Here is a 20,379-nt window from a genome sequence, read left to right as displayed (position 1 = left end):
AGGCGTTTAGGTTTGAAAATAAAACGATCGATTCTGATCTTTGCGGCTGTGATGATGTTACTCGGCCTAAGCCCGAATCCGGCTCAAGCGGCTCCGTACGAGGGATACACCTATTCGTACTGGGGTGAGGCCGTCCACTCGCCGATTGCATATCTCCCTCAGAGGACGATGACGGGACAAGAAATCGGTATCGGGCCATTAACGGCACCGAGCGATATGTTTGCGGCGCCGGATGGCAATCTGTATGTTCTAGATTCCGGAAACGGACGAATCGTGGTGCTGAACAACGAGTGGAAAGTCATCCGTCAAATACAGGGCTTCCAGCATGACGGCAGGAAGGACAGCTTTAATAATCCGGAAGGCATCTTCGTAACGGAGGCCGGCCATATCTATGTGGCGGATACCGAAAACCGGCGCGTGATCGAGTTGGGCCCCGAAGGGGATTTTGTGAGGGAGGTCGCGGCTCCTAAATCGGAAGTCATCAGTGATCATTTCGAATTCTTCCCTCGTAAAGTCATCGTGGATAAAGCAGGGCGGATATACGTGGTCGCAAGGGGCGTATTTGAAGGCATCATCGAATTCGACAGCGACGGCGTCTTTACCGGATTCATGGGAACGAATCGGGTGCAGTTCGATCCGGTGGATCTATTTTGGAAAACGGTTTCAACGAAAGAGCAGCGCGAGAAACTGATCCGGTTTGTCCCGACAGAATTTAACAATCTGGATTTAGACCGGGATGGGTTCATCTATACGACGACAGCGAGTGCACAATCTGAAGCTCCCGTTAAAAGGCTGAATCCGTCCGGCATCGATGTTCTTCGTGTCCATGAGTATTTGGGACCGATTGGCGACATAAGCCGATTGAGATCTGTGTTTATCGATATTGATGTCAGCGATAACGGTGTCTATCGGATGCTCGATTCAACACGAGGCCGGATTTTTACATATAACGAGGACGGTAATCTCCTGTATGTTCTCGGTCAGTTGGGCAGTCAAGAGGGTACCTTTAAAAATCCGGTTACGGTGGAGAGCTCCGGGGATCGAGTTTTTGTCCTGGATCACGATCTGGGGACAATTACGGAGTTCGCTCCGACCAAATTCGGCAGTTTGGTTAACGAAGCGAACGGACTGTACAGCATAGGCAAGCACGAGAAAGCGGCAGCATTGTGGAAACAAGTGCTGAAGCTGGATGCGAATTATGAAATGGCCTATGTCGGAATCGGCAAGTCGATGCTGCGCCAGGGCGAATACAAGCAAGCCATGACGTATCTGAAGCTGGGCAACGACAGAGAGTACTATTCCAAAGCATTAACGAAGTACCGCCGGGAATACATGCGTGAGAATTTCGGAACCATCATGACGGTGTTCATAGGATTGATCCTGGTTGGCCTTGGGGTTCGACTAGGATCGAAGAGAAGAAAAGGGACGGTGGAACAACATGGACTTTCTCAAGGAAGTTAAATACTCGTTTCACGTCGCTTTCCATCCCTTTGACGGGTTTTGGGACCTGAAATACGAGAATAAAGGCAGGCTCCGGATCGCTTTTATGATTCTGCTCGCCGTGACGGTGATGATGATTGTTAAACGCCAGTATGCCGGCTATGTGGTCAACTTTAATCACCCACTGAAATTGAACAGCTTCGATGAGCTGAAGTACATTGTTCTTCCTTTCCTGCTCTGGTGTATCGCCAACTGGTCGCTCACCACCTTGATGGATGGGGAAGGAAAGTTTAAAGAGATTATGATTGCCACGGGATATGCGATGCTTCCTTTAATCGTAGTCTCTCTGCCCAATATACTCCTAAGCAATGTGATCACACTTCGTGAAGCTTCGTTTTATTATTTGCTGGACACGGTAGCTTCCATCTGGTTTGTATGGCTGCTGTTTGTCGGCACCATGACGGTGCATCAATATACCGTTACAAAGACGATTATAACGATGCTTCTGACCCTGGTGGTCATGGGTGTCATTATCTTTTTGGGGCTGCTCTTCTTCAGCTTGATTCAGCAAATGGTTAGTTTTGTGTACACCATCTATCAGGAACTTTCATTGCGAGCATAGAAAGGGGGAGCCAAGCGGTGAAGAGGAGACTTTCGATTGTCGTAGCCGCAGCATTGATCGGCTGCTTGCTGATTTCCCAAGGCACCCATAGTGTAGAGTCTGCCTCGGAAGCGGTGTCTAAGACCAGCTCCGAGATCGATCCTGCACCGGTATCTGAGTCTGGCATGGGCTCACGGACAGAGGAGGAGGCCTCTTACTCCTCAGACACCCGGCGGATCGTCGGTAACGGGGCAGAAAGCAGCATCGCCGATCAGACCCAAGAGGCTGCGCCGGAAGGGATGGAAGCGGTGGCCGAGAATGAATTTTTGGTGCTGTATGTCAACCCGGACACGACGGAAATTGCTGTGCAGGACAAAAAAAACAATGCGATCTGGTATTCCAATCCGCAAGACCGTGAAGAGGATGCGATCGCAACCGGCTATAACAAAGCCAAGCTGAACGTGCAATTTGAATTATCCTATTTTGACAGCTCGGGTAATTCAATGAAATACGACAACTACACCCACAGTGTTCAAAACGGCCAATTTGTCATGGAGAAGAAGGATGACGGATTGTCCATTGTCTATACGCTGGGAGAGGTCAAAAGCGACATGGACGCGATTCCCAAGTATATCAGCGAGGAAAGGTTTCAAACCGTCATTCTCGATAAGATTGAGGACCCTAAGGATAAACGGGAAGTGGAAAAGCGCTTTAAGCATGACGAGAAAAACAAACGTTACGAACGAAGAGACTCTTCATTCAAAGGCGTCGGATTGAGTAAGGTAACCCAAATCTTCGATCACATCGGTTATAACGAGGAGCAGAGAGCGATCGATGAAGAGGCTTATGGTGAAGCGACCGCGGGCAATGTGAGTATTGAGATCCCTCTTCAATATCAGCTCGATGGAGAACGGTTTACAGTGACTATAGCGGCCGAGAACATCGTCTATCCGGAAACGTTGAAGATTCAATCGCTTTCCCTGCTTCCGTTCTTCGGGGCGAGCGGACTTACGGATGAAGGCTACACGCTTGTGCCGGATGGATCAGGTTCCCTTATTCGTTTCAATAATGGAAAGACCTATGTCAACCCGTTCCGGACGACGCTGTACGGCTCCGATTCGGCTATCAGTCAGCCTATGAAGATCCAAAAGGAGGTGGCCGCGAGACTGCCTGTTTTCGGCATGAAATATGAGGATAAAGGATTCCTTGCCGTTATACAAAAAGGGGATGCGGTCGCCGCTGTGGAAGCGGACGTCAGCGGCAGACTAAACGTCTATAATACCGTTAATCCAAGCTTCACCCTTCATAATCAGGAGGAGGTTACTCTGACCAACGGGTGGCGTTCCAATACGGTGAAAAGGTTCCAAGCCGAGCCTTTCCGGGGCGATATTGTCGTCAGTTACGGGTTCCTTGGTGCAGAAGAAGCCAGCTACTCGGGTATGGCTGAGAATTACCGGAATTACCTGATCCAACAGACTAAACTGACCAAGTTGGGTGAAGAAGAGGGCGTTCCGTTTTACGTGGAGCTTGTAGGCGGCATTCCGAAGAGGAAGTTTTTCCTCGGGATTCCCTACAATTCCTATGAACCGCTGACGACCTTCGATCAAGCGGAGTCCATACTGACTCAAATGCTAGATATGGGGATTGGCAACATCAAGCTGCGGTACAAAGGCTGGTTCAATGAGGGCATCAACCATCATCTTCCGAAATCCATTGCCGTCGACAAGAAGCTGGGCGGAAAGAAAGGATTGGAGGAGTTGAAAGCTTATGCAAATACGAATCATATTTCGCTGTTCCCTGACGCCGCATTTCTGGAGACCGGCCCGGACGCGGACGGTTTTAAAAAGTCAAAACAGGCTTCCAGACTGATTACAGGTAAGCTGGCGCCTGTTTATCCATACCGGATCGCCGACTTCAGACAGGATGATGAACAGGAACCCGGCTATGTGGTCAGCCCGAAATCTTTACCAGGGATCATGGACGGCTTTTTAGCGGATTATCGAAAGCTTGGATTGAACGGAGTATCGCTGCGGGATATGGGCAGCCAGCTGAACTCCGACTTCAACCGTTCCGAGGTTATTGATCGTGAAGAGGCGAAGGGGATCGTCGTGAAGCAGCTGGAGCAGGTGAGCGGCACCGTGTCGGAAATCCTGGTAGAGGGTGGCAACGCCTATACCGCCCCCTATACGCAGCATATTGTGAATGCGCCCATCACAAGCAGCGGATTCAATATTACCGATGAGTCCGTTCCGTTCTTTCAGTTGGTGTATCACGGCTACATTCATTACACCGGAAGTGCCTGGAACATGGCCGAGGATCAGGATAACACGCTCAACTTCCTGAAGGCGCTCGAAACCGGCGCTGCGCTGCATTATACGTGGTTTTACGCCGATTCATCGGCCATTAAGATGACGGAATTCGATGAATTGTACTCCGCCGATTACCGGAACTGGATCGATGAAGCCGCCCAAAAATATCAAGAATTAAATGGTGTCCTTGGTGATGTTCAGGCTCAAACCATGAAAGATCATCGAAAGCTCGCCGATGGCATATACCAGACCACCTTCGAACAAGGCAAAACGATTGTCGTTAATTATAACGATAGAGCCGTGATCGTGGACGGCATTACGGTAGAAGCGAAGAACTACTGGGTTGGAGGTGAATCGCAGCGATGAGGTTCAAGAGGCTGTCCCTGGAACAGAAAAATAAATACTACGGGCTGTACTTCATTCTTCCTTGGTTTATCGGCTTTTTGTTCCTGTTTTTCATTCCGCTGCTGTCCTCGCTCAGGTACAGTTTCAGCAACCTGAAAGTTACGAATGACGGCTTCAGCCTGGATTTTGTCGGGTGGACCAATTTTCGAGAGGCCTTGTTTTCACACGAATCCTATGTGCGGTTACTGACGGAATCCGTAGTGAATATTGCGGTCAACACACCGCTGGTCATTATTTTTAGTTTGTTTTTTGCGGTTCTCCTCAATCAGAAATTTAGAGGGCGGGTACTGGCCCGGGCCATCTTCTTCCTTCCCGTCATTCTGGCCTCAGGGATTATTGCCAGCATCGAGAATGGAGATTTGATGCAGTCTGTGGTTCGCAGCGCGAACGATACGACCGGCGGCGGATTGTCGATTATGAAAAATCTGGAACTAACCGTCCTGCTTGTCGAGTCCGGCATGAGTATCACATATGTGGAGTACTTGACCGGGGCGGTCAGCCGAATCTATGAGATTGTCAGTCAATCCGGCGTTCAGATCCTCATTTTCTTGGCAGGGCTTCAGTCCATTTCTCCGTCTTTGTATGAGGCGGCGAAGATCGAAGGGTCGACCGGATATGAATCTTTTTGGAAAATCACGTTTCCCATGATCAGCCCGCTGATTCTGACGAATCTGGTGTATACGATCATTGACAGCTTTATCCGTGATGAAACCAGCCGTCTGGTGGTAAATACAGCCTTCCAGAAGTTTGAATTTGGCCTGAGCGCAGCGATGGGCTGGATATATTTTGCTGTCATTGCGCTTGTGCTGTTGATTACAACAGCGTTGGTGTCACGTAAAGTCTTTTATCAGGATTCGTAGTCTAAGAAGGAGGAGTAACATGAAGGTGGAAACCGCAGTGCAGCAGCCGGTGGAGGAAGCTCGGGCGCATCGCATGGCGACCGCTGCTTATTGGGTCGGATTTGCAAAAAAATGGTCATGGAACCTTGTTCGGTTTGTGCTCATTTTCGGCATATCGTTTGTCATCATTTATCCGATCCTACTAAAACTGTCCATTGCGTTCAAAAGCATGGACGATTTATACGACTCCACGGTCATTTGGGTGCCGAAAGAGATTACGCTTGATAACTTCAAGCTTGTATTCCAGGCGATGAGCTACCCGAAAGTTCTGTTAAACACAATGCTTCTATCCTCCGGGGTAATGCTGCTGCAGACGATCACTTGCGTGCTGGCTGGATACGGCTTTGCAAGAATCAAGTTCAGGGGAAGCGGGCTATTGTTCGCAGGAGTTGTGTTTACGATTCTGGTGCCTGCTCATACGATTATGATCCCGCTTTACCTGAATTTCAAAAATTTCGATTTCCTCGGATTGATTGAGCTGATCACGGGCAGACCTGCCAATCTGATAAATACGTACTGGCCGTTTATCATCTCATCTGTCCTCGGCATGGGGGTGAAAACCGGATTGTACGTCTATATTTTCCGGCAATTTTTCAGAGGGATTCCGCGGGAGATTGAAGAAGCCGCCTACGTAGACGGAGCCGGTTACTTCACCACCTTCCGCAGAGTTATTCTGCCGAATGCAATCCCGTCTATGGTGACAGTCATGCTGTTCTCGTTCGTATGGCAATGGAACGATTCTTTCTTTACGAACATGTATTTGAACGAGCCAAAGGTGATGTCGTCCATGATGTCGTCTTCCGGATATGCCATCGCCACTTATCTTAGCGGCGGAGGACAGGGTGAAATGACGTCGTACGTGCAGGATCCGTTCTTTATGTCCATGATGATGAACACCAGTGTCTTGATGGCGATCCTGCCGCTCATTATTTTATATGTGTTTGTCCAAAGACATTTTGTAGAAAGCGTTGAACGCTCAGGTCTGGTCGGATAAGGAGAGGTGGATGAAAAGAAAATTGATTATAATCACACTTGCGGCTTTCACTACAGTCCTTGGTGTATGTTTCGGTCTTGCCAAAGAACGCCAGGATAAATCCGGCAGTCCCAAGGAGACGGAGGTGCCAGCGGTTCAGCAGCCGGTTCCACGGGACGCCATGATAACGGTTGATGCTTCTGTCCGTTACCAAACGATCGATAACTTTGGCGCATCCGATGCCTGGTCGATAGATCCGCTCGGCAAGCATTGGACCGAGGATAACAAAAATCGGGTAGCAGACCTGCTGTTTTCAAGGGAAAGGGGGATTGGCTTGACGGCATGGCGCTTCAATATCGGCGCAGGCAGCGCGGAAACGGATCAGGAACGGATTCCTGATCCCTGGCGCCGGGCGGAAGCTTTCAAGATGTCGGAGGAGGGCAGCTACGATTGGAGCAGGCAGTCCGGACAACAGTGGTTTCTGCAAGCGGCTAAAGCACGGGGCGTGGATACGCTGATCGCTTTCGTGAACAGTCCGCCGGTCTGGATGACGAAGAACGGACACGCCAGCCCGGACTCGTCCTCAGGGTCCACCAATCTGAAAGAAGGCTATGAGGACTTATTCGCGGCATTCTTAATCGATGTATTGGAGCATTTTCAACAGGAAGGCCTTGCCTTTCAGTATATCAGTCCCATCAATGAGCCAACCTGGGATTGGAACGGGGCGAGGCAGGAAGGGAATCGTTATAACAACGATGATCTGAAGCGCGTCATTCTCGCCTTGCATCGGCAGTTACAAAAAAGCGGCCTGGATGCCCAGATTAGCGCACCGGACGGCGTGGAAATTTCGGCGCTGCTGGATGACGAATATTATCAGATGTTTGCAGGTAGCGGGCAATATACAGGTGGTTTCAACGGCTCCGGCAATGGTGAGTATCGGGAGTATATTAAGCATTTGCTTGGGGACCCCGAACTCAAAGAAGCGGTCGGCAATAAGATTGCCTCGCACTCTTATTGGTCCGATTACAGTAAATCAGGAGACGACCGGTTGGGCCGGCTTAGAGAACTTCTGCAGGAAAATATGAAAAAGTATGACCCCGAAGCGAAATATTGGGTGACGGAATATTGTATCCTGGGCGATTACGGTCCCGGCCGTGATCTCGGCATGGATCCCGCCCTGCATGTGGCGCGTACGATTCATTATGATTTGACGATGGCGAATGCGGCCGCATGGCAGTGGTGGACGGCGGTATCCAAGGTGGATTATAAAGACGGCCTGATCTATACCGATTTTAATGAAGCTGGAGATGAACAGAATATTCTGACATCCAAAATACTGTGGACGCTCGGCAACTACAGCAGATTTGTCCGTCCCGGCGCAAAGCGCATATCCTTAACGGGTCTGGACGAACAGGCGCGGAGCGGTCTGCTGGGCTCGGCTTACATCCACGATCAGGAGCAGACGGTGACGATGGTTTTTGTGAATGACAGCGAAGAAGAGAAGCATATTCAGGTTTCGCTGGAAGGCTGGGACGAGGCCCGTTCGATCTCGGCGATGGAGTACTACGTGACATCGGCTGATCATGATCTTGCTAAGAGAAGGGACGTCCTGGTGCGGGACGATCATACCTTGGAAGCTGTTATTCCTGCGAAATCGGTGGTTACTATGACGGGTGGAGGAGCAGGGGGCGGGGGTTAAGGCAGTGAAGTGGAAAGCCCGCCAATAAGGGAATAGCTTTACGATAAGTAGAAATCCCACCGATCAGGGTTGGGACGTCTTTGACCTGATAATGAAACGGATTTCATGTAATGGGTTTCGATTTAAATGTCTAAAATAACGATTTCGATGTTACGAGTCCGCAGATAAATATAACAGAAAGTTGGAACATGCCATGTCTTACAAGCTGGAATACGACCATAAAAGTTTTATTTTGAACGGGAAGAGGGAGTTTTTACATACCGCATCCATTCATTATTTCCGATTTCCACAGGAGGAATGGCGGGAAGTGCTGTGGAAGGCGAAGCTGGCGGGCGTGAACTGCATCGATACGTACTTTGCCTGGAATGTGCACGAGCCGACTCCCGGAGCATGGGACTTTACGGCGAACCGCAACTGCGGGGCATATCTGGATCTGTGCGCGGAGCTGGGGCTTCATGTCATTGCACGCCCTGGCCCGTTCATCTGTGCAGAGTGGGATTTTGGCGGGCTGCCGGATTGGATCGCAGATCAGGGAGAAATGGAGTACCGGTCTGCAGATCCTCGGTTTCTGCATTATGCAGATGCCTATTTCGATCAGGTTATCCCAATGATATCAAGCCGTCAGTCCACCCAGGGAGGATCCGTCATCCTGGTTCAAGTGGAGAACGAATACGCTCATCTGAAGAGTGATGAAGACGGCCGGGAGTACATGGAATACTTGAGAGACGGACTGATCCGGCGCGGCATTGAGGTACCGCTGATCAGCTGTGAGGGCGGCGTTGAAGGTGCCATTGAAGGGGCGAATTTCTGGTCGGGTGCGGACGTCCATTACTGGAAGCTCCGGAAGAAACAGCCGGACACGCCCAAGATCGTCACGGAGTTTTGGACCGGGTGGTTCGAGAAGTGGGGCGGGGCAAGAACGGATCACAAGACGCCTGCGATGTTGGAGGCACGGATGATGGAAGCCATTCGAGCCGGTTTTACCGGTATTACGCACTATATGTTCTGCGGGGGGACAAACTTTGGAGACGAGGGCGGACGTACGGTAGGTGGTGACGATGTATTCATGGTGACCTCCTACGATTACGATGCTCCGCTCAGCGAATATCTTGGCTTTACGCCGAAGTACGGCGTGGTCAAGCGGATCGGAGGATTCATCCAGACGACAGCTGATTTCCTGCTCGAATCCGAAGAATGCGAGGCGGACGTGCGCGTGAACGGGAAGGCCACCGTCCGGATCCGCCGGCACGGCGGCACCTCCATGTATTTCGTGGAACAGCACGGGAATGAGAGAGGGGATGTTTATTTTACCGACGAAGCCGGCAGCACCTACATGGCAACGGTAAACCCTGGACAAATCGTGCCGGTAACGGTAAACCTGCCGATTCTGTCCGGGTGGAAGTTGTCCTATAACTCGTTCTTCGGCGGATTTCACACAATTGATGGCACACCTACACTGATTGTATTCAGTGACAGCGGACAACGAAGCTGGCTTCGGGTCGAAGCACCGGGGGATCTGTCGGTAAACGCTCCCGCATCAGCACAGGTAAACAACATGGAGCAGAAGAGACTGGCCGAAATGGACCTGTGCCACTTTGACCATCCTCAGAACATTGATCTCAGCAGCGGGACTCAATCCCTGCACATTATCGTATTATCGACATCGGTGATGGACCGGACCTGGTGGAATCTGAACGGCGATCCGACGCTGTACATCGGGGCAGACGGGTTCGAACCAGTGGAGGAGGGAGCCGGGATTTGGTACCGTCCGGGACAGGATTCCGTTCTCGTCCGTTGGGGCGGCCTGAATGGAACAAAGTCGGACCACGGCTTCAAACAAGGGGGCACCCGCCATATTCTGAAGCAGCAGACTGTACATCCAGAGCTGCCGGAGTGGGGGCTTTGGGAAGTGATGCAGGAATCCCCTTATCCTTCCGCACAAGGCGGGCATGGGACTGGAGCTTTAGTTACCGATGCGCCTTCCGGCATCCGAGGCCGGGGAAGTGTATGGTATACAGCCAGGGTCCACAGTCCGGAATCATGCTCAACCACGATGGTACTGCCGCATACCCAGGATCCGGTCCGGATATATGTGAATGGACAGGAGGCGGGCACGCTGAAATCCTCATTTGGAGGAGCGGTGACGGTCCCACTGAAATCCGGGGATAATGAAATTTCGCTGCTTTCCCAGCATATGGGGCGCTTTAACTTCTCCTACTATTTGGGAGAGCCGAAAGGGGTTCACGGCCCGGTATATAGGGATGGAAAGACGGAGGATTTCCGGTACGGCTGGAGCACAGCAGACGGCAGAGCTGTCCACCTGGATCAGGTGAATCGAGACCTTGCGGATGGTGAAATTCTCCGGAAGAGCTTTAGAAAAGACGGATATGATGGCTTCCGTCTAGTCGGTTCTCTCAGCGAGCGCATGTCTGTTAACGGTCGAAACATGGACATGGGGCTTTACCGCAATTGGTATCGGATTGTCTCTCTGGATCTCACTCCGTATTTGATCGACGGTGACAATGTAATCGAGATGGCGTACACTTCATCCCCGGTTGCCCGTCTGGACCTGCTTGGTTACCGGAACGATCGGTGCATTGAAGAGTGGGAGCAGCGTCCGGTCACGGTTCCGGCAGTCAACCGGGCCTGGACCCCGGCAGGAAACGCGGATGTGTCCGGTCCTGCCTGGTACCGCAGCCGTTTTGCCAAACCGGTCATACTGGAAGGCTTGCTTGTTAAGCTGAAGCTCCGGCTGACGGGTTTAAGTAAAGGCAGTTTCTGGGTCAATGGACAGCCTATGGGCCGTTATTGGGCGATTGGCCCGCAGGAGTATTATAAAGTGCCGCTGGCGGTGCTATGTGAGGAGAATGAGATTTTGTTTTTTGACGAGGAGGGACGCTCCCCGCATCAGATCTCATGGGATTGGGAGGATATGTGCCAAGTGCTAGTGCTTCATAACCGGTATGCAGAGACTGCGCTCGGCAGAAACCATCCTAAATAATATGGTAGAAGAACAAAGGAGAATGCCGATGAGTTGGCCATCTAAATGGCACTCTAGGCGTTCTTTTTTGATTTCTTTTAGGACTATTGGAGATAAAGATCTTGTAATTTTGTGCAAAAAGTTTCAGTTCACTGAAAATGATAGGATTCATAAAAAAACACCAACCTTCTCGTAAACTTCTTACGATAAGCATAGCGTTTAGCTTTTTAACTTAGCTTGATGCCCATGTGACGCTACCCTTAAAATCATAACCATCTTTTGTACCCGTATACCAATCAACAATGATTAACTTGCCGTTTACATTACGTACAAGAAACTCAGTAACTTCACCACGACTACCCACAGTCTTATTCATTTCCACAGGTAATTTTAAATAGAGAAAACCTCCATCCACATCATCCGTATACTCCACTTCCCAAGCACCAATCTTAACATTTTGCACCTTATCATTAAATTGGGCATTCACATCATATTGGGATTGAATTTTCTTTTGCATATACTGTTTAAGGTTTTCGTTATCTATAAATGTATCCAATTCAATATTCGTGCCGTTCCAGACCGCTTTATAATAGTCAGTCAGCGCTCTCACACACATTTCATAAGCGGTTTCAGAATCCTGAATAGATAGTTTCCCTTCATTTTTAGCTAAATATCCGGGGGGATCTTGTAATACATTCAGTTCAGTGCTGGAAGTAATTTCATTGTTTATAGCACGATTTTTGCTGCTATCTTCCGAGACTACCGGTGCACATGCACTCAGAGTAAATAAGACTACTAACAGATAAGTAAATTTCATTGTATTCCCCTTATTTCTAATAGAATAGATATTTAGATGCTACGATTACTGTTAAAAATATATTAACACAATTCGTCGTCAATCTTCCCACTTCCTTATCTAATGGACTTGAAAGTACTTAGATTAAGATTTCTTCCCTCTAACAATTAGAATAGAATGTCAAGATACACCACTACAACCCGAAGATTATAATGGTGTACCACGGATTTTAATATTTAGTTGTAATAACCTTTCAGCTTTATAAGCCTTTTAGCATCACCTGGGTATATCGTCTCCGCTTTTTGGTTATTGTTATAGCTACCTACAGCACTAGGCCCAGTAACCAATGCTCCTACAACGAAGCTGTTGAGAAGCTATGCAGAAAATGTAGGTATCCGCAGAGATTTGGAGCTTAATGGAGTATCACACCTTCATCCCTGCTGCTGCCGATATTCGAGTGGGGTTAGGCCACAGTGTTTTTTAAACACCTGTGAGAAATAAGAGAAGTTGGAATAACCCACCTTGGATGCAATGAGATGAACCGGTATATACGTGCTCGTTAGCAGCGACTTCGAGATTTCCATTTTCCGCGTGATGATAAAGTCGTTCAGAGATATGCCCTTCGCTTTCTTGAACAAGCGAGATAAGTATTCCGGGTTCAGATAGATGGCTTCGGCTACTTCCGCCCGGCTGAAGTTCTTCTCAATGTTCTGATTGATATAATCAATGGCCCGTTCGATGGGGGATAGGGCATGGTGAGCCTCTCCGGCATGCTCTTGAACATAATCAAGCGTGAAATTGACCAGGTCGATCATTTTATCCAGTGATGTATAAGCTTCGATATAGTCGGCATAAGGATATTGCTCAAAAAAGATATCGTTCACTTCGAGCTTCAACTGGTTAACCGCTGTCAAGAAAATTTGGATATAGTCCTGATGAAACCTGGCCAGAAATTCAGCAGACACAATCCCCAGCTGCTTTTGCTGAAGGAGGTAGCTATGGATCTGATCCCGCACGGTCTTGATGCTGTTATGGGATATGAGCAAGGACCAGTTCTGCATGTTGGGAAAGGAGTAGGAACTATCCTTGATCTTGTTCAGATGCTGCATCGTAAAGACTTTGCTGTATAAAGCGACATTTTGCTGCCGCATATGGCAAAGTGCTTTATAGTGCAGTTTAAGCTTCTCGGGCTCCCCGATATCCGAAATATAGCATGCTGCTGAGCAGCCGAGCTCATTGTGTGCCATGTCGATAAATTGCTTCATCAATTCCGAGATGGGGGCATCGAATACACCCTCCGTATAAAGAAGTGCCAAATAATTCACCTGATCCAGCTGCACGAACAGCAGGTCGAGGTTATAAGAATCTATGAGCTTCGATAGGATACTTCTCAGCTCATATTTTATGGTCTCTTTGTTCGGATTCGATTTCGTAAGCTGGATCAGAATGGAACCGAATTGGGCGTGAGCAGAGACGGAAATATGGATATTACTCAAATCCCGCAGCAGCTGCTGCGGATGCATTCGGGAATCAAGCATAAAGCTGCGAACACAGTTCTCCAGCAGTAATTCTTCATTTTGCCGCCAATAGGCACCATACTCATAAATTTGCTGCATGTGGGTATTGGCATGAATCTTATGGATCGCACGCTCAATGGATCCTTGAATATCTTCGTACCTTGCAGGCTGGAGAATATAATCGAAGCAGCCAAGCTGAATGGCTTCCTGCGCATATTCAAATTCGGAATAAGAAGACAGGAAGATACACTCGATGGCAGGAAATTGAGCCTTTACCCATTTGAACAACTCCAGTCCATTCTCCAGCGGCATTTCGATGTCACACAGCATAATATGTACATGATGATGATTTAATAGCGTTCTGACTTCGTCCGGGCCATACGCGGGATACACATGATCGATATGCAGCTCCTGCCAATTGACCCCTGCTATAACTCCTTGCACAACATCATATTGATCATCCACCACTAGAACGTTCATAAGCTTCCTCCTTGTCTTGTATTCTTGCATGGATCGGGATTATGATTTCAGCAACCGCACCTTTCTCTGTGTTGAAAAAGGCAAGCATGGCCCGCTCCCCGTACAGCATGGACAAGCGATGACGCACATTGCTGATTCCGATATGGATATCCTTATAGAAGCTGCTGTCCCCATGATTCAGCTCCTGCAGAATCGAATCCGTAAAGCCGTCGCCATTATCCTGAATCGTGATATCCGCATAATCTCCATCGTCACTCTCCAGCAGAATCGCTTTAATCTCGACCCGCAGCTGTTCATTCGGCTTCGTTGCATATTTGATGCTGTTCTCCACGAAGGCCTGAATGGATAGAGGCGGTATCGTAAAATCCTTCAAGGCGCTATCGACGCTGTATTCGCACAGCGGCGGAACATGATGAGCAATTTGCTGAATCCGAATATAGTTCAGAACATGATCTACCTCCTGCTGAAGGGAGACGAGTTGCAGATTATCCTTGAAATTGTAGCGCAGGTGGTTGGATATCGCCAGGATCATATGCTGAATGCGCTCGTAACTTTGCTGCTGGGCCATCCCGTACAGGCTTTTCAAGCAGTTGAGAAAGAAATGGGGGCGAATTTGCAGCTGCAAATGCTGCAGCTCTGCCTTCTGCCGTTCAATCTCATGTTCATAGGCGACAATCTTCAAGTGATTGACCTGGGTTGTCAAATGGTTAAATGCTGCGCCGACCTGTTTAAACTCTTCGATGCGGTATTCTTCTCTTAGCTCCTGCGCTGAGCCTTTGCCAATGCTTGTCATCAGGCGATGCCAAGGAGAGAGGAGCGACCGGTTGAAGAAGAATAAGCTGATGATCACAAGTATAATGGTGAACAAGGACAGCGCGAACAATAGAGCAAGCCCTCCCTTGAATACATCCGGTTTCGGTACAGCAAAGATCAATTGGAGATCCGTGTTGTGAATGGGCTGGCTGATCAGGATAAAGTTGTTGTTAAATTCGCTTAATTGGAGCTCGTGGTCTGCGACGAATGGTTTATTCGTCAGCGGAGCCCCTTGGTTGTTGGCGTAAATAACCTCGGTTTCTTTTTGCACAAGATCCATCGAATGGATCCGATCAAAATCCACCATGACAGCGGCATACGTACCGTTTTTCCCGAGTAGTCTGAACAGATAAGCCTTCCCCTCGATTTCGAAAGCAAGCCAACCCACGTTATAATGGTTTTCGGATCGCTGCGTCAATGTACGCATATGCAGCCTAATGGCTTCTTTCGTTTCAAAACTGTACCCATTATCAAAAATATCCCGATAAGTATTATTCACTGTACTGTATATAAAAAAAGCGTTAGCCAAGTCATAAGAATTAAGAGCCGTATTGAACTGGGTCATAATTTCATGGGACGCAACATGAGCCCTAAGCGTACTGACAGGACTGTTCAGCGTTACATAGTTGTAATCGCTTACGGCAACGTTGGATAAAAAATTATCGATTGCACCCAGATCGTTTTGCAAATTTTGAGCATATAAAGCGAAGGATTGCTTGTTCGATTCGACAAATTTCGCATTAAACGCGTAATAGGAATAGAAGTTGAACGCGAGCAGCATCCCGATTAGCGGGAATGTAATCAGCAATAATGCGCGAAATATATTCATTTTAAATGAAGCGCTGTACCTTCTTTTCATGATTGGTCACCTAGGATTTAATATGTTCGTATATTATATCACGTAAGACATCCGATTCAGGTTGAACAAGTTATTTCCTTGAACGTCATGATTACAAAAAAAGGACAATAGGCCAGCAAGGTGATGAACATTCATGCTGTGCTTCTTGTCCTTTTTATGAGAAAGCAAGGTCTAACCTTTAACGGCTCCAACCGTAATCCCTTTTACGAAATACCTTTGGAAGAATGGGTACACCATCATAATCGGTAAAGCTCCGACTACAGCGATCGCCATTTTAATCCCTACGCTAGGCATATTAGATGCAATTTCACTAGCGTTGCCGCCAGCTCCGCCGCTTGCAAGGAATCTAACATCCTGCAGCATCGTATTCAGCATGTTTTGTACACTGAACAAGCTATGATCCGTTAAGTAATACAGACCGTTTCTCCAGTCGTTCCAATAGTTGAGTCCAATGAGGAGCGATAGCGTCGCGACCATTGGCAGCGACATCGGGAGAACAATGCGGAAGAGAATGCGAAATTCTCCGGCACCGTCGATTCTTCCGGCTTCAATGACTTCGTCAGGGATAGTCGTCGTAAAGTACGTACGCATCATGATGACATAGAAGGCATTGAGCAGCAGGGCGGGAATGATCAAAGCCCAAATTGTATTATCAATGTTTAAATAGCGGGTCCACATAATATAGGTAGGTACTAACCCGCCGTTGAACAGCATCGTGAAAAAGACGAAGAAAGCGAATTTTCCGCGATGCGGCAAATCCCTTCTGGAGAGAGGGTAAGCCAGCAATACGGTGATCAGCAAGCTGGTAACTGTACCGACAACCGTGACAAAGACGGTGATGCCGTAGGCGCGTACAATCGTATCGAGTCTTTCATACATGTACGCATAGCTTTCCAAACTGAACTTCTCGGGAAACAGCGAGTAACCGTTCCGGATCAGTGTGCCCTCATCGGTAAAGGAAGAGACGACTAGCAGTACAAACGGAAACAAGCAGAATATCGTAAACAAGAACATTAGAATATTCGCTATGATCTGAAACGCTTTACTATTATCAACCATGTTCGAAGCTCCTTTGCGTCAGAATAGCGCGTTCTCTTTGCTGAATTTAATAACAAGTCGATTGGCGATGTAGACCAGCGTGAATCCGACCAGCGATTGGTACACACCTGCGGCAGAGGACATGCCAACATCGTTCAATTTGATCAAGCCGCGATAAACATAGGTGTCAATCGTATTGGTAACATCGTACAGCGGACCGGAATCCATCGGTACCTGGTAGAACAGACCGAAGTCGGAATAGAATATCGTTCCGATTGCAAGCAGCACGAGCGTAATCATCGTCGGCTTCAGAGAAGGCAATGTGATGTGAACGATCTGCTTCCACCGGTTCGCCCCATCAATAACAGCAGCCTCATAGTAGCCCCGATCAATGCCGACTACGGTCGCGTAGTAGATGATGCAGCTATAGCCGACGGTTTTCCAAAGATGCACAATCGTCAAGATATAGGGCCAGTATTTCGGCTCCGTGTACCATGAAATGCTCTTCAATCCGAGAGGCTCCAGAATGGAGTGATTGATAAAACCGGACTCGGAGCTAAACAGGGCGAATACAAGATAACTTACGACGACAATGGAAATCAGATAAGGCAGCAGGATAATCGTTTGGTAGCTCTTTTTCCAAAACTTCGAACGAATTTCATTTAAGACAATGGCAATGGCAACGGCTAAGACAGTCCCCAGAATAATAAAAGCAAGGTTGTATCCCAGGGTGTTTCGGGTAATGATCCATGCTTCCTTCGTCTTGAAGAGGTATTCAAAGTTGCTTAAGCCTGCAAACGGGCTATCGATGATCCCTTTATTCCAGTTAATATGTTTAAACGCGATGATGATGCCAGCCATTGGTACATAGTTGTTGATAAGCAGGTAAATTAGGCCTGGAATCATCATGATGTACATGGGAATAAAGCGTTTATAACCGGTTTTTCCAGCTCTTTTTACCTTTGGTGCCGCCATGATGGCCATTCTCCTTTCAGCCAATAATCGAAAAAAGATTATTTATTGTTAGCAGCCCACTTATCAAGCTGGGATTGCTTCTCGGCAATAATGTCGTCAATGCCCGCATCCTTCAGTTCCTTCTGGAAGATCGGCAATGTCGTTTCAGGGTCAAGAACCCCGCACATCAAGGCCTCGTGGTATTTAGCAACGACATTGGACGCCGCAGTCATCTGGTTTCGTACACGGCTTGAATCAAAGGTGAAGCCGTATGCTGCAGAGCGGGTGGCCGTGTTGTTAAATTCCTTCTGAACTTCCCAATAATCTGCCGGGTTGCCTTTCCACACATGACCAATGGTTTGATTTGTCCAAACCCAGCCGCTAGTCGGGGGATATCCGCTGTTGCCGCCATTTACGCCTTCTGGGAAGTCGATCATGGATTGTCCATTCGCAGCATCGCCAACGGTTACATAGTGCTTATCCTGAATACCGTAGATCAGCAAGTTCACAATCTCAGGATCGGTGTACATCAAATTCAGCAATTTCATCGCCGCTTCGGGATGCTCACTTCCGCTGCTGATGGTCCAAGTAGCCATTTGCACATCAGAGGTTGTTGTATAAGGAGGAATGATTTCAGATACGACGATTTCCGTGTTCCAATTTCTCGTCTCCTGAACGGCAAATCCAGGCTTCAGGTTGGCAAATCCGCCAAATGCGCTGCCAGCTTTCATCAGCGTGCCGGCACTTTCCGTATTGTTAATCGCATCTTTCATGATCAGGCCGGATTGATACCATTTGTGCGTGCGTGTAACAAAATCTCTGTAAAACTCGGTTTCATACAAGTTGACAACCTTCAGTTCCTTGCCAAAATCCATCAGTACGCCAAGGTTGGTCATATCGTCGCCAAGCGTATCCCAGCCCCAGTTACGAACCAGCTCACCATTCGATGGAACGACAGGGATTACGTTGGGTTCATTCTCGCGGATCGTTGTCAGCGCTTCTTCCAACTGATCGAGTGTTTTGATATTGGCGTAATCGATGTTGTATTTATCCGCCAAGTCTTTTCTCATTTGGAAGCCATAGGCCTTGGCAAGGTCGCGACCTGTCGTAATACCGTAAATGTCATCACCTATGCGGCCGCTCTCGATGTACTCAGGCCCGATTTCTTTAACGAGGTCTTGACCATAGTTCTCGAGCAAATCGTTAAGCGGGATGATCTGACCGTTGTTGGCAACCGTAGCCAGTGGCGTCATGTAGATCGGAAGCAAGTCCACTCCCTTACCGGAGGCCAGCATCATTGTCGTCTGTTGTACGTAATTCCCGTACGAAATGTACGTGAGGTCCATTTCAACATTCAGCTTTTCTCTTGTGATTTCGTTAACGGCCTCCACGACCTCTGCGGTATCTTTCTTGTTATTGCCCATCATTACAACGTTGAGCTTCACGAGCTCCTTTTCTTTCAAATCTCCTTCAGCGACAGGTCCCGAATCGTTCTTAGCGCCGGATCCGGAATCTTTGCCTCCGCAAGCGACAAGGATTGAAAGCGCTGTTATAATGACCAGCGCGCATGACAATATTCGTTTCATTTTGACAACACCCTTCTCTAGTAGAATCATGTTTAATATCTTAGCAGACAAGGTGAACGCGTATCTGTAAAAATAATGTCTGAAATGATTGAAAAAATGACTTGTTGTCCGGAAAGCCGCAATTGTTGATTCCCCGTAAATAGGTTTGTGCTAGAATGGTGCAGGATCTAAGCCATAACTTAACATCGGAAATGAGGCGGATTAGGCATGACAAATCTGAAGGTTGCGTTACAGCTGTATACTTTGCGAGATTACGATCAGGAAGATTTCGCTGCGAAGATTATAAAGGTAAGGGAGGCCGGGTATGATGGCGTTGAATTTGCGGGATTTGCTGATATTCCGGCAGAAGAGATGAAGTCGTTGTTGGAGAAGGCGGGGCTGGAAGCCATGGGCAGCCATACGCGGATGGAGGAGCTCATGGATCGTCTGGACGAGGTTATCGCTTACAATCAAGTGATCGGCTCTTCCTACATCGTGATTCCGTACTATAAGATTGAATCCATGGAAGACGTACATAGCCTAATCGCGATCGTAAAAGCGATTGGCCCGAAGATCAAGGTAGCCGGTATGGAACTTCTATATCACAACCATTATCATGAGTTCACGAATGAGTTTGGGGAGAAACCGATTTTAGAGATGCTGCGAGAAGCAACAACCGAAGCGGAGCTCAGCTTTGAAATCGATATGTTCTGGACAACGCATGCCGACCGTGAACCCGTAGAAGTCATGGATACCTTCGGTTCGCGCTGCAAGACGGTTCACGTGAAGGATATGGTCAATAAAGAAGACAAAGAGATGACCGAGGTAGGAACGGGCCTTCTCGATTTGAAGGGCATTATCGAGAAGGCCAAGTCCTCGGGCTACGAGTGGGTCGTCATTGAGCAGGACCGTATCAAGATCGATGGCTATGACAGTGTCAAGATTTCGCTCGACCATGTGAAAGCAATGCTATAGGGGCGTTGGCTGGTGTCTGCTCAGGGTAAAATGTAAACGATACAAGGCCTCGAACGCTATGATACGTGCTAAAATA

General features: G+C 48.3%; 14 protein-coding genes. 8 read left to right on the top strand and 6 right to left on the bottom strand.

All coding sequences use genetic code 11. From position 1 onward, the window contains the following. Positions 1–12: 12 nt before the first annotated feature. The 7 genes from PLA01S_RS02450 to PLA01S_RS02420 all read left to right on the top strand — a co-directional run bounded on the left by PLA01S_RS02450 (position 13) and on the right by PLA01S_RS02420 (position 11,327). Entirely contained in the window at positions 13–1,461 is a 1,449-nt protein-coding gene (locus PLA01S_RS02450; RefSeq protein ID WP_127589898.1) for a gluconolactonase, read from the top strand. Further along, positions 1,439–2,062 carry a Yip1 family protein gene (locus PLA01S_RS02445; RefSeq protein ID WP_127589897.1) on the top strand — a complete coding sequence of 208 codons (624 nt, stop codon included), beginning with the start codon at positions 1,439–1,441 and terminating at the stop codon, positions 2,060–2,062. Before PLA01S_RS02450 ends, PLA01S_RS02445 begins: the two co-directional genes overlap by 23 nt. 17 nt (positions 2,063–2,079) lie before the next feature. Beyond that, complete coding sequence (locus PLA01S_RS02440) at positions 2,080–4,716, top strand: DUF5696 domain-containing protein (protein ID WP_127589896.1); 2,637 nt, start codon at positions 2,080–2,082, stop codon at positions 4,714–4,716. Then, positions 4,713–5,615 carry a carbohydrate ABC transporter permease gene (locus PLA01S_RS02435; RefSeq protein WP_127589895.1) on the top strand — a complete coding sequence of 301 codons (903 nt, stop codon included), beginning with the start codon at positions 4,713–4,715 and terminating at the stop codon, positions 5,613–5,615. The genes PLA01S_RS02440 and PLA01S_RS02435 overlap by 4 nt, the downstream gene beginning before the upstream one ends. 19 nt (positions 5,616–5,634) lie before the next feature. Next, positions 5,635–6,648, top strand: a complete 1,014-nt coding sequence (locus PLA01S_RS02430) for a carbohydrate ABC transporter permease (protein ID WP_127589894.1) — start codon at positions 5,635–5,637, stop codon at positions 6,646–6,648. Positions 6,649–6,658: 10 nt separating this feature from the next. Then, complete coding sequence (locus PLA01S_RS02425) at positions 6,659–8,326, top strand: glycoside hydrolase (protein WP_127589893.1); 1,668 nt, start codon at positions 6,659–6,661, stop codon at positions 8,324–8,326. Positions 8,327–8,519: 193 nt separating this feature from the next. After that, on the top strand, positions 8,520–11,327 hold the full coding sequence (locus PLA01S_RS02420) for a beta-galactosidase (RefSeq protein WP_127589892.1): 2,808 nt from the start codon (positions 8,520–8,522) through the stop codon (positions 11,325–11,327). Positions 11,328–11,538: 211 nt separating this feature from the next. Here PLA01S_RS02420 and PLA01S_RS02415 read toward each other — a convergent pair whose 3' ends face one another. The 6 genes from PLA01S_RS02415 to PLA01S_RS02390 form a co-directional block, all read right to left on the bottom strand. Beyond that, complete coding sequence (locus PLA01S_RS02415; RefSeq protein WP_174819176.1) at positions 11,539–12,123, bottom strand: hypothetical protein; 585 nt, start codon at positions 12,121–12,123, stop codon at positions 11,539–11,541. A gap of 410 nt (positions 12,124–12,533) precedes the next feature. Further along, positions 12,534–14,099, bottom strand: a complete 1,566-nt coding sequence (locus tag PLA01S_RS02410; RefSeq protein ID WP_164817270.1) for a response regulator — start codon at positions 14,097–14,099, stop codon at positions 12,534–12,536. Further along, a complete protein-coding gene (locus tag PLA01S_RS02405; protein ID WP_164817268.1) occupies positions 14,077–15,741 on the bottom strand; it encodes a sensor histidine kinase in 1,665 nt (554 codons plus the stop codon). The genes PLA01S_RS02410 and PLA01S_RS02405 overlap by 23 nt, the downstream gene beginning before the upstream one ends. Before the next feature lie 201 nt (positions 15,742–15,942). Further along, a complete protein-coding gene (locus PLA01S_RS02400; protein ID WP_127589889.1) occupies positions 15,943–16,830 on the bottom strand; it encodes a carbohydrate ABC transporter permease in 888 nt (295 codons plus the stop codon). 18 nt (positions 16,831–16,848) lie between these two features. Continuing rightward, complete coding sequence (locus PLA01S_RS02395; protein ID WP_127589888.1) at positions 16,849–17,784, bottom strand: ABC transporter permease; 936 nt, start codon at positions 17,782–17,784, stop codon at positions 16,849–16,851. 38 nt (positions 17,785–17,822) lie between these two features. After that, positions 17,823–19,349 carry an ABC transporter substrate-binding protein gene (locus tag PLA01S_RS02390; protein WP_164817266.1) on the bottom strand — a complete coding sequence of 509 codons (1,527 nt, stop codon included), beginning with the start codon at positions 19,347–19,349 and terminating at the stop codon, positions 17,823–17,825. A 207-nt stretch (positions 19,350–19,556) separates the two neighbouring features. Between PLA01S_RS02390 and PLA01S_RS02385 the strand changes: the two genes are divergently transcribed. Then, complete coding sequence (locus PLA01S_RS02385; RefSeq protein ID WP_127589886.1) at positions 19,557–20,303, top strand: sugar phosphate isomerase/epimerase family protein; 747 nt, start codon at positions 19,557–19,559, stop codon at positions 20,301–20,303. Positions 20,304–20,379 lie beyond the last annotated feature (76 nt).

Source organism: Paenibacillus lautus NBRC 15380 (assembly GCF_004000945.1).
Classification (GTDB): domain Bacteria; phylum Bacillota; class Bacilli; order Paenibacillales; family Paenibacillaceae; genus Paenibacillus_AQ; species Paenibacillus_AQ lautus.
This window is presented reverse-complemented; position numbering and strand designations above follow the sequence as displayed.

Coding starts and splice junctions, on each gene's coding strand:
- PLA01S_RS02390 (WP_164817266.1), bottom strand. CDS start 19,349: ATGAAACGAATATTGTCATGCGCGCTGGTCATTATAACAGCGCTTTCA.
- PLA01S_RS02430 (WP_127589894.1), top strand. CDS start 5,635: ATGAAGGTGGAAACCGCAGTGCAGCAGCCGGTGGAGGAAGCTCGGGCG.
- PLA01S_RS02435 (WP_127589895.1), top strand. CDS start 4,713: ATGAGGTTCAAGAGGCTGTCCCTGGAACAGAAAAATAAATACTACGGG.
- PLA01S_RS02385 (WP_127589886.1), top strand. CDS start 19,557: ATGACAAATCTGAAGGTTGCGTTACAGCTGTATACTTTGCGAGATTAC.
- PLA01S_RS02400 (WP_127589889.1), bottom strand. CDS start 16,830: ATGGTTGATAATAGTAAAGCGTTTCAGATCATAGCGAATATTCTAATG.
- PLA01S_RS02420 (WP_127589892.1), top strand. CDS start 8,520: ATGTCTTACAAGCTGGAATACGACCATAAAAGTTTTATTTTGAACGGG.
- PLA01S_RS02425 (WP_127589893.1), top strand. CDS start 6,659: ATGAAAAGAAAATTGATTATAATCACACTTGCGGCTTTCACTACAGTC.
- PLA01S_RS02395 (WP_127589888.1), bottom strand. CDS start 17,784: ATGGCGGCACCAAAGGTAAAAAGAGCTGGAAAAACCGGTTATAAACGC.
- PLA01S_RS02445 (WP_127589897.1), top strand. CDS start 1,439: ATGGACTTTCTCAAGGAAGTTAAATACTCGTTTCACGTCGCTTTCCAT.
- PLA01S_RS02405 (WP_164817268.1), bottom strand. CDS start 15,741: ATGAATATATTTCGCGCATTATTGCTGATTACATTCCCGCTAATCGGG.
- PLA01S_RS02410 (WP_164817270.1), bottom strand. CDS start 14,099: ATGAACGTTCTAGTGGTGGATGATCAATATGATGTTGTGCAAGGAGTT.
- PLA01S_RS02415 (WP_174819176.1), bottom strand. CDS start 12,123: ATGAAATTTACTTATCTGTTAGTAGTCTTATTTACTCTGAGTGCATGT.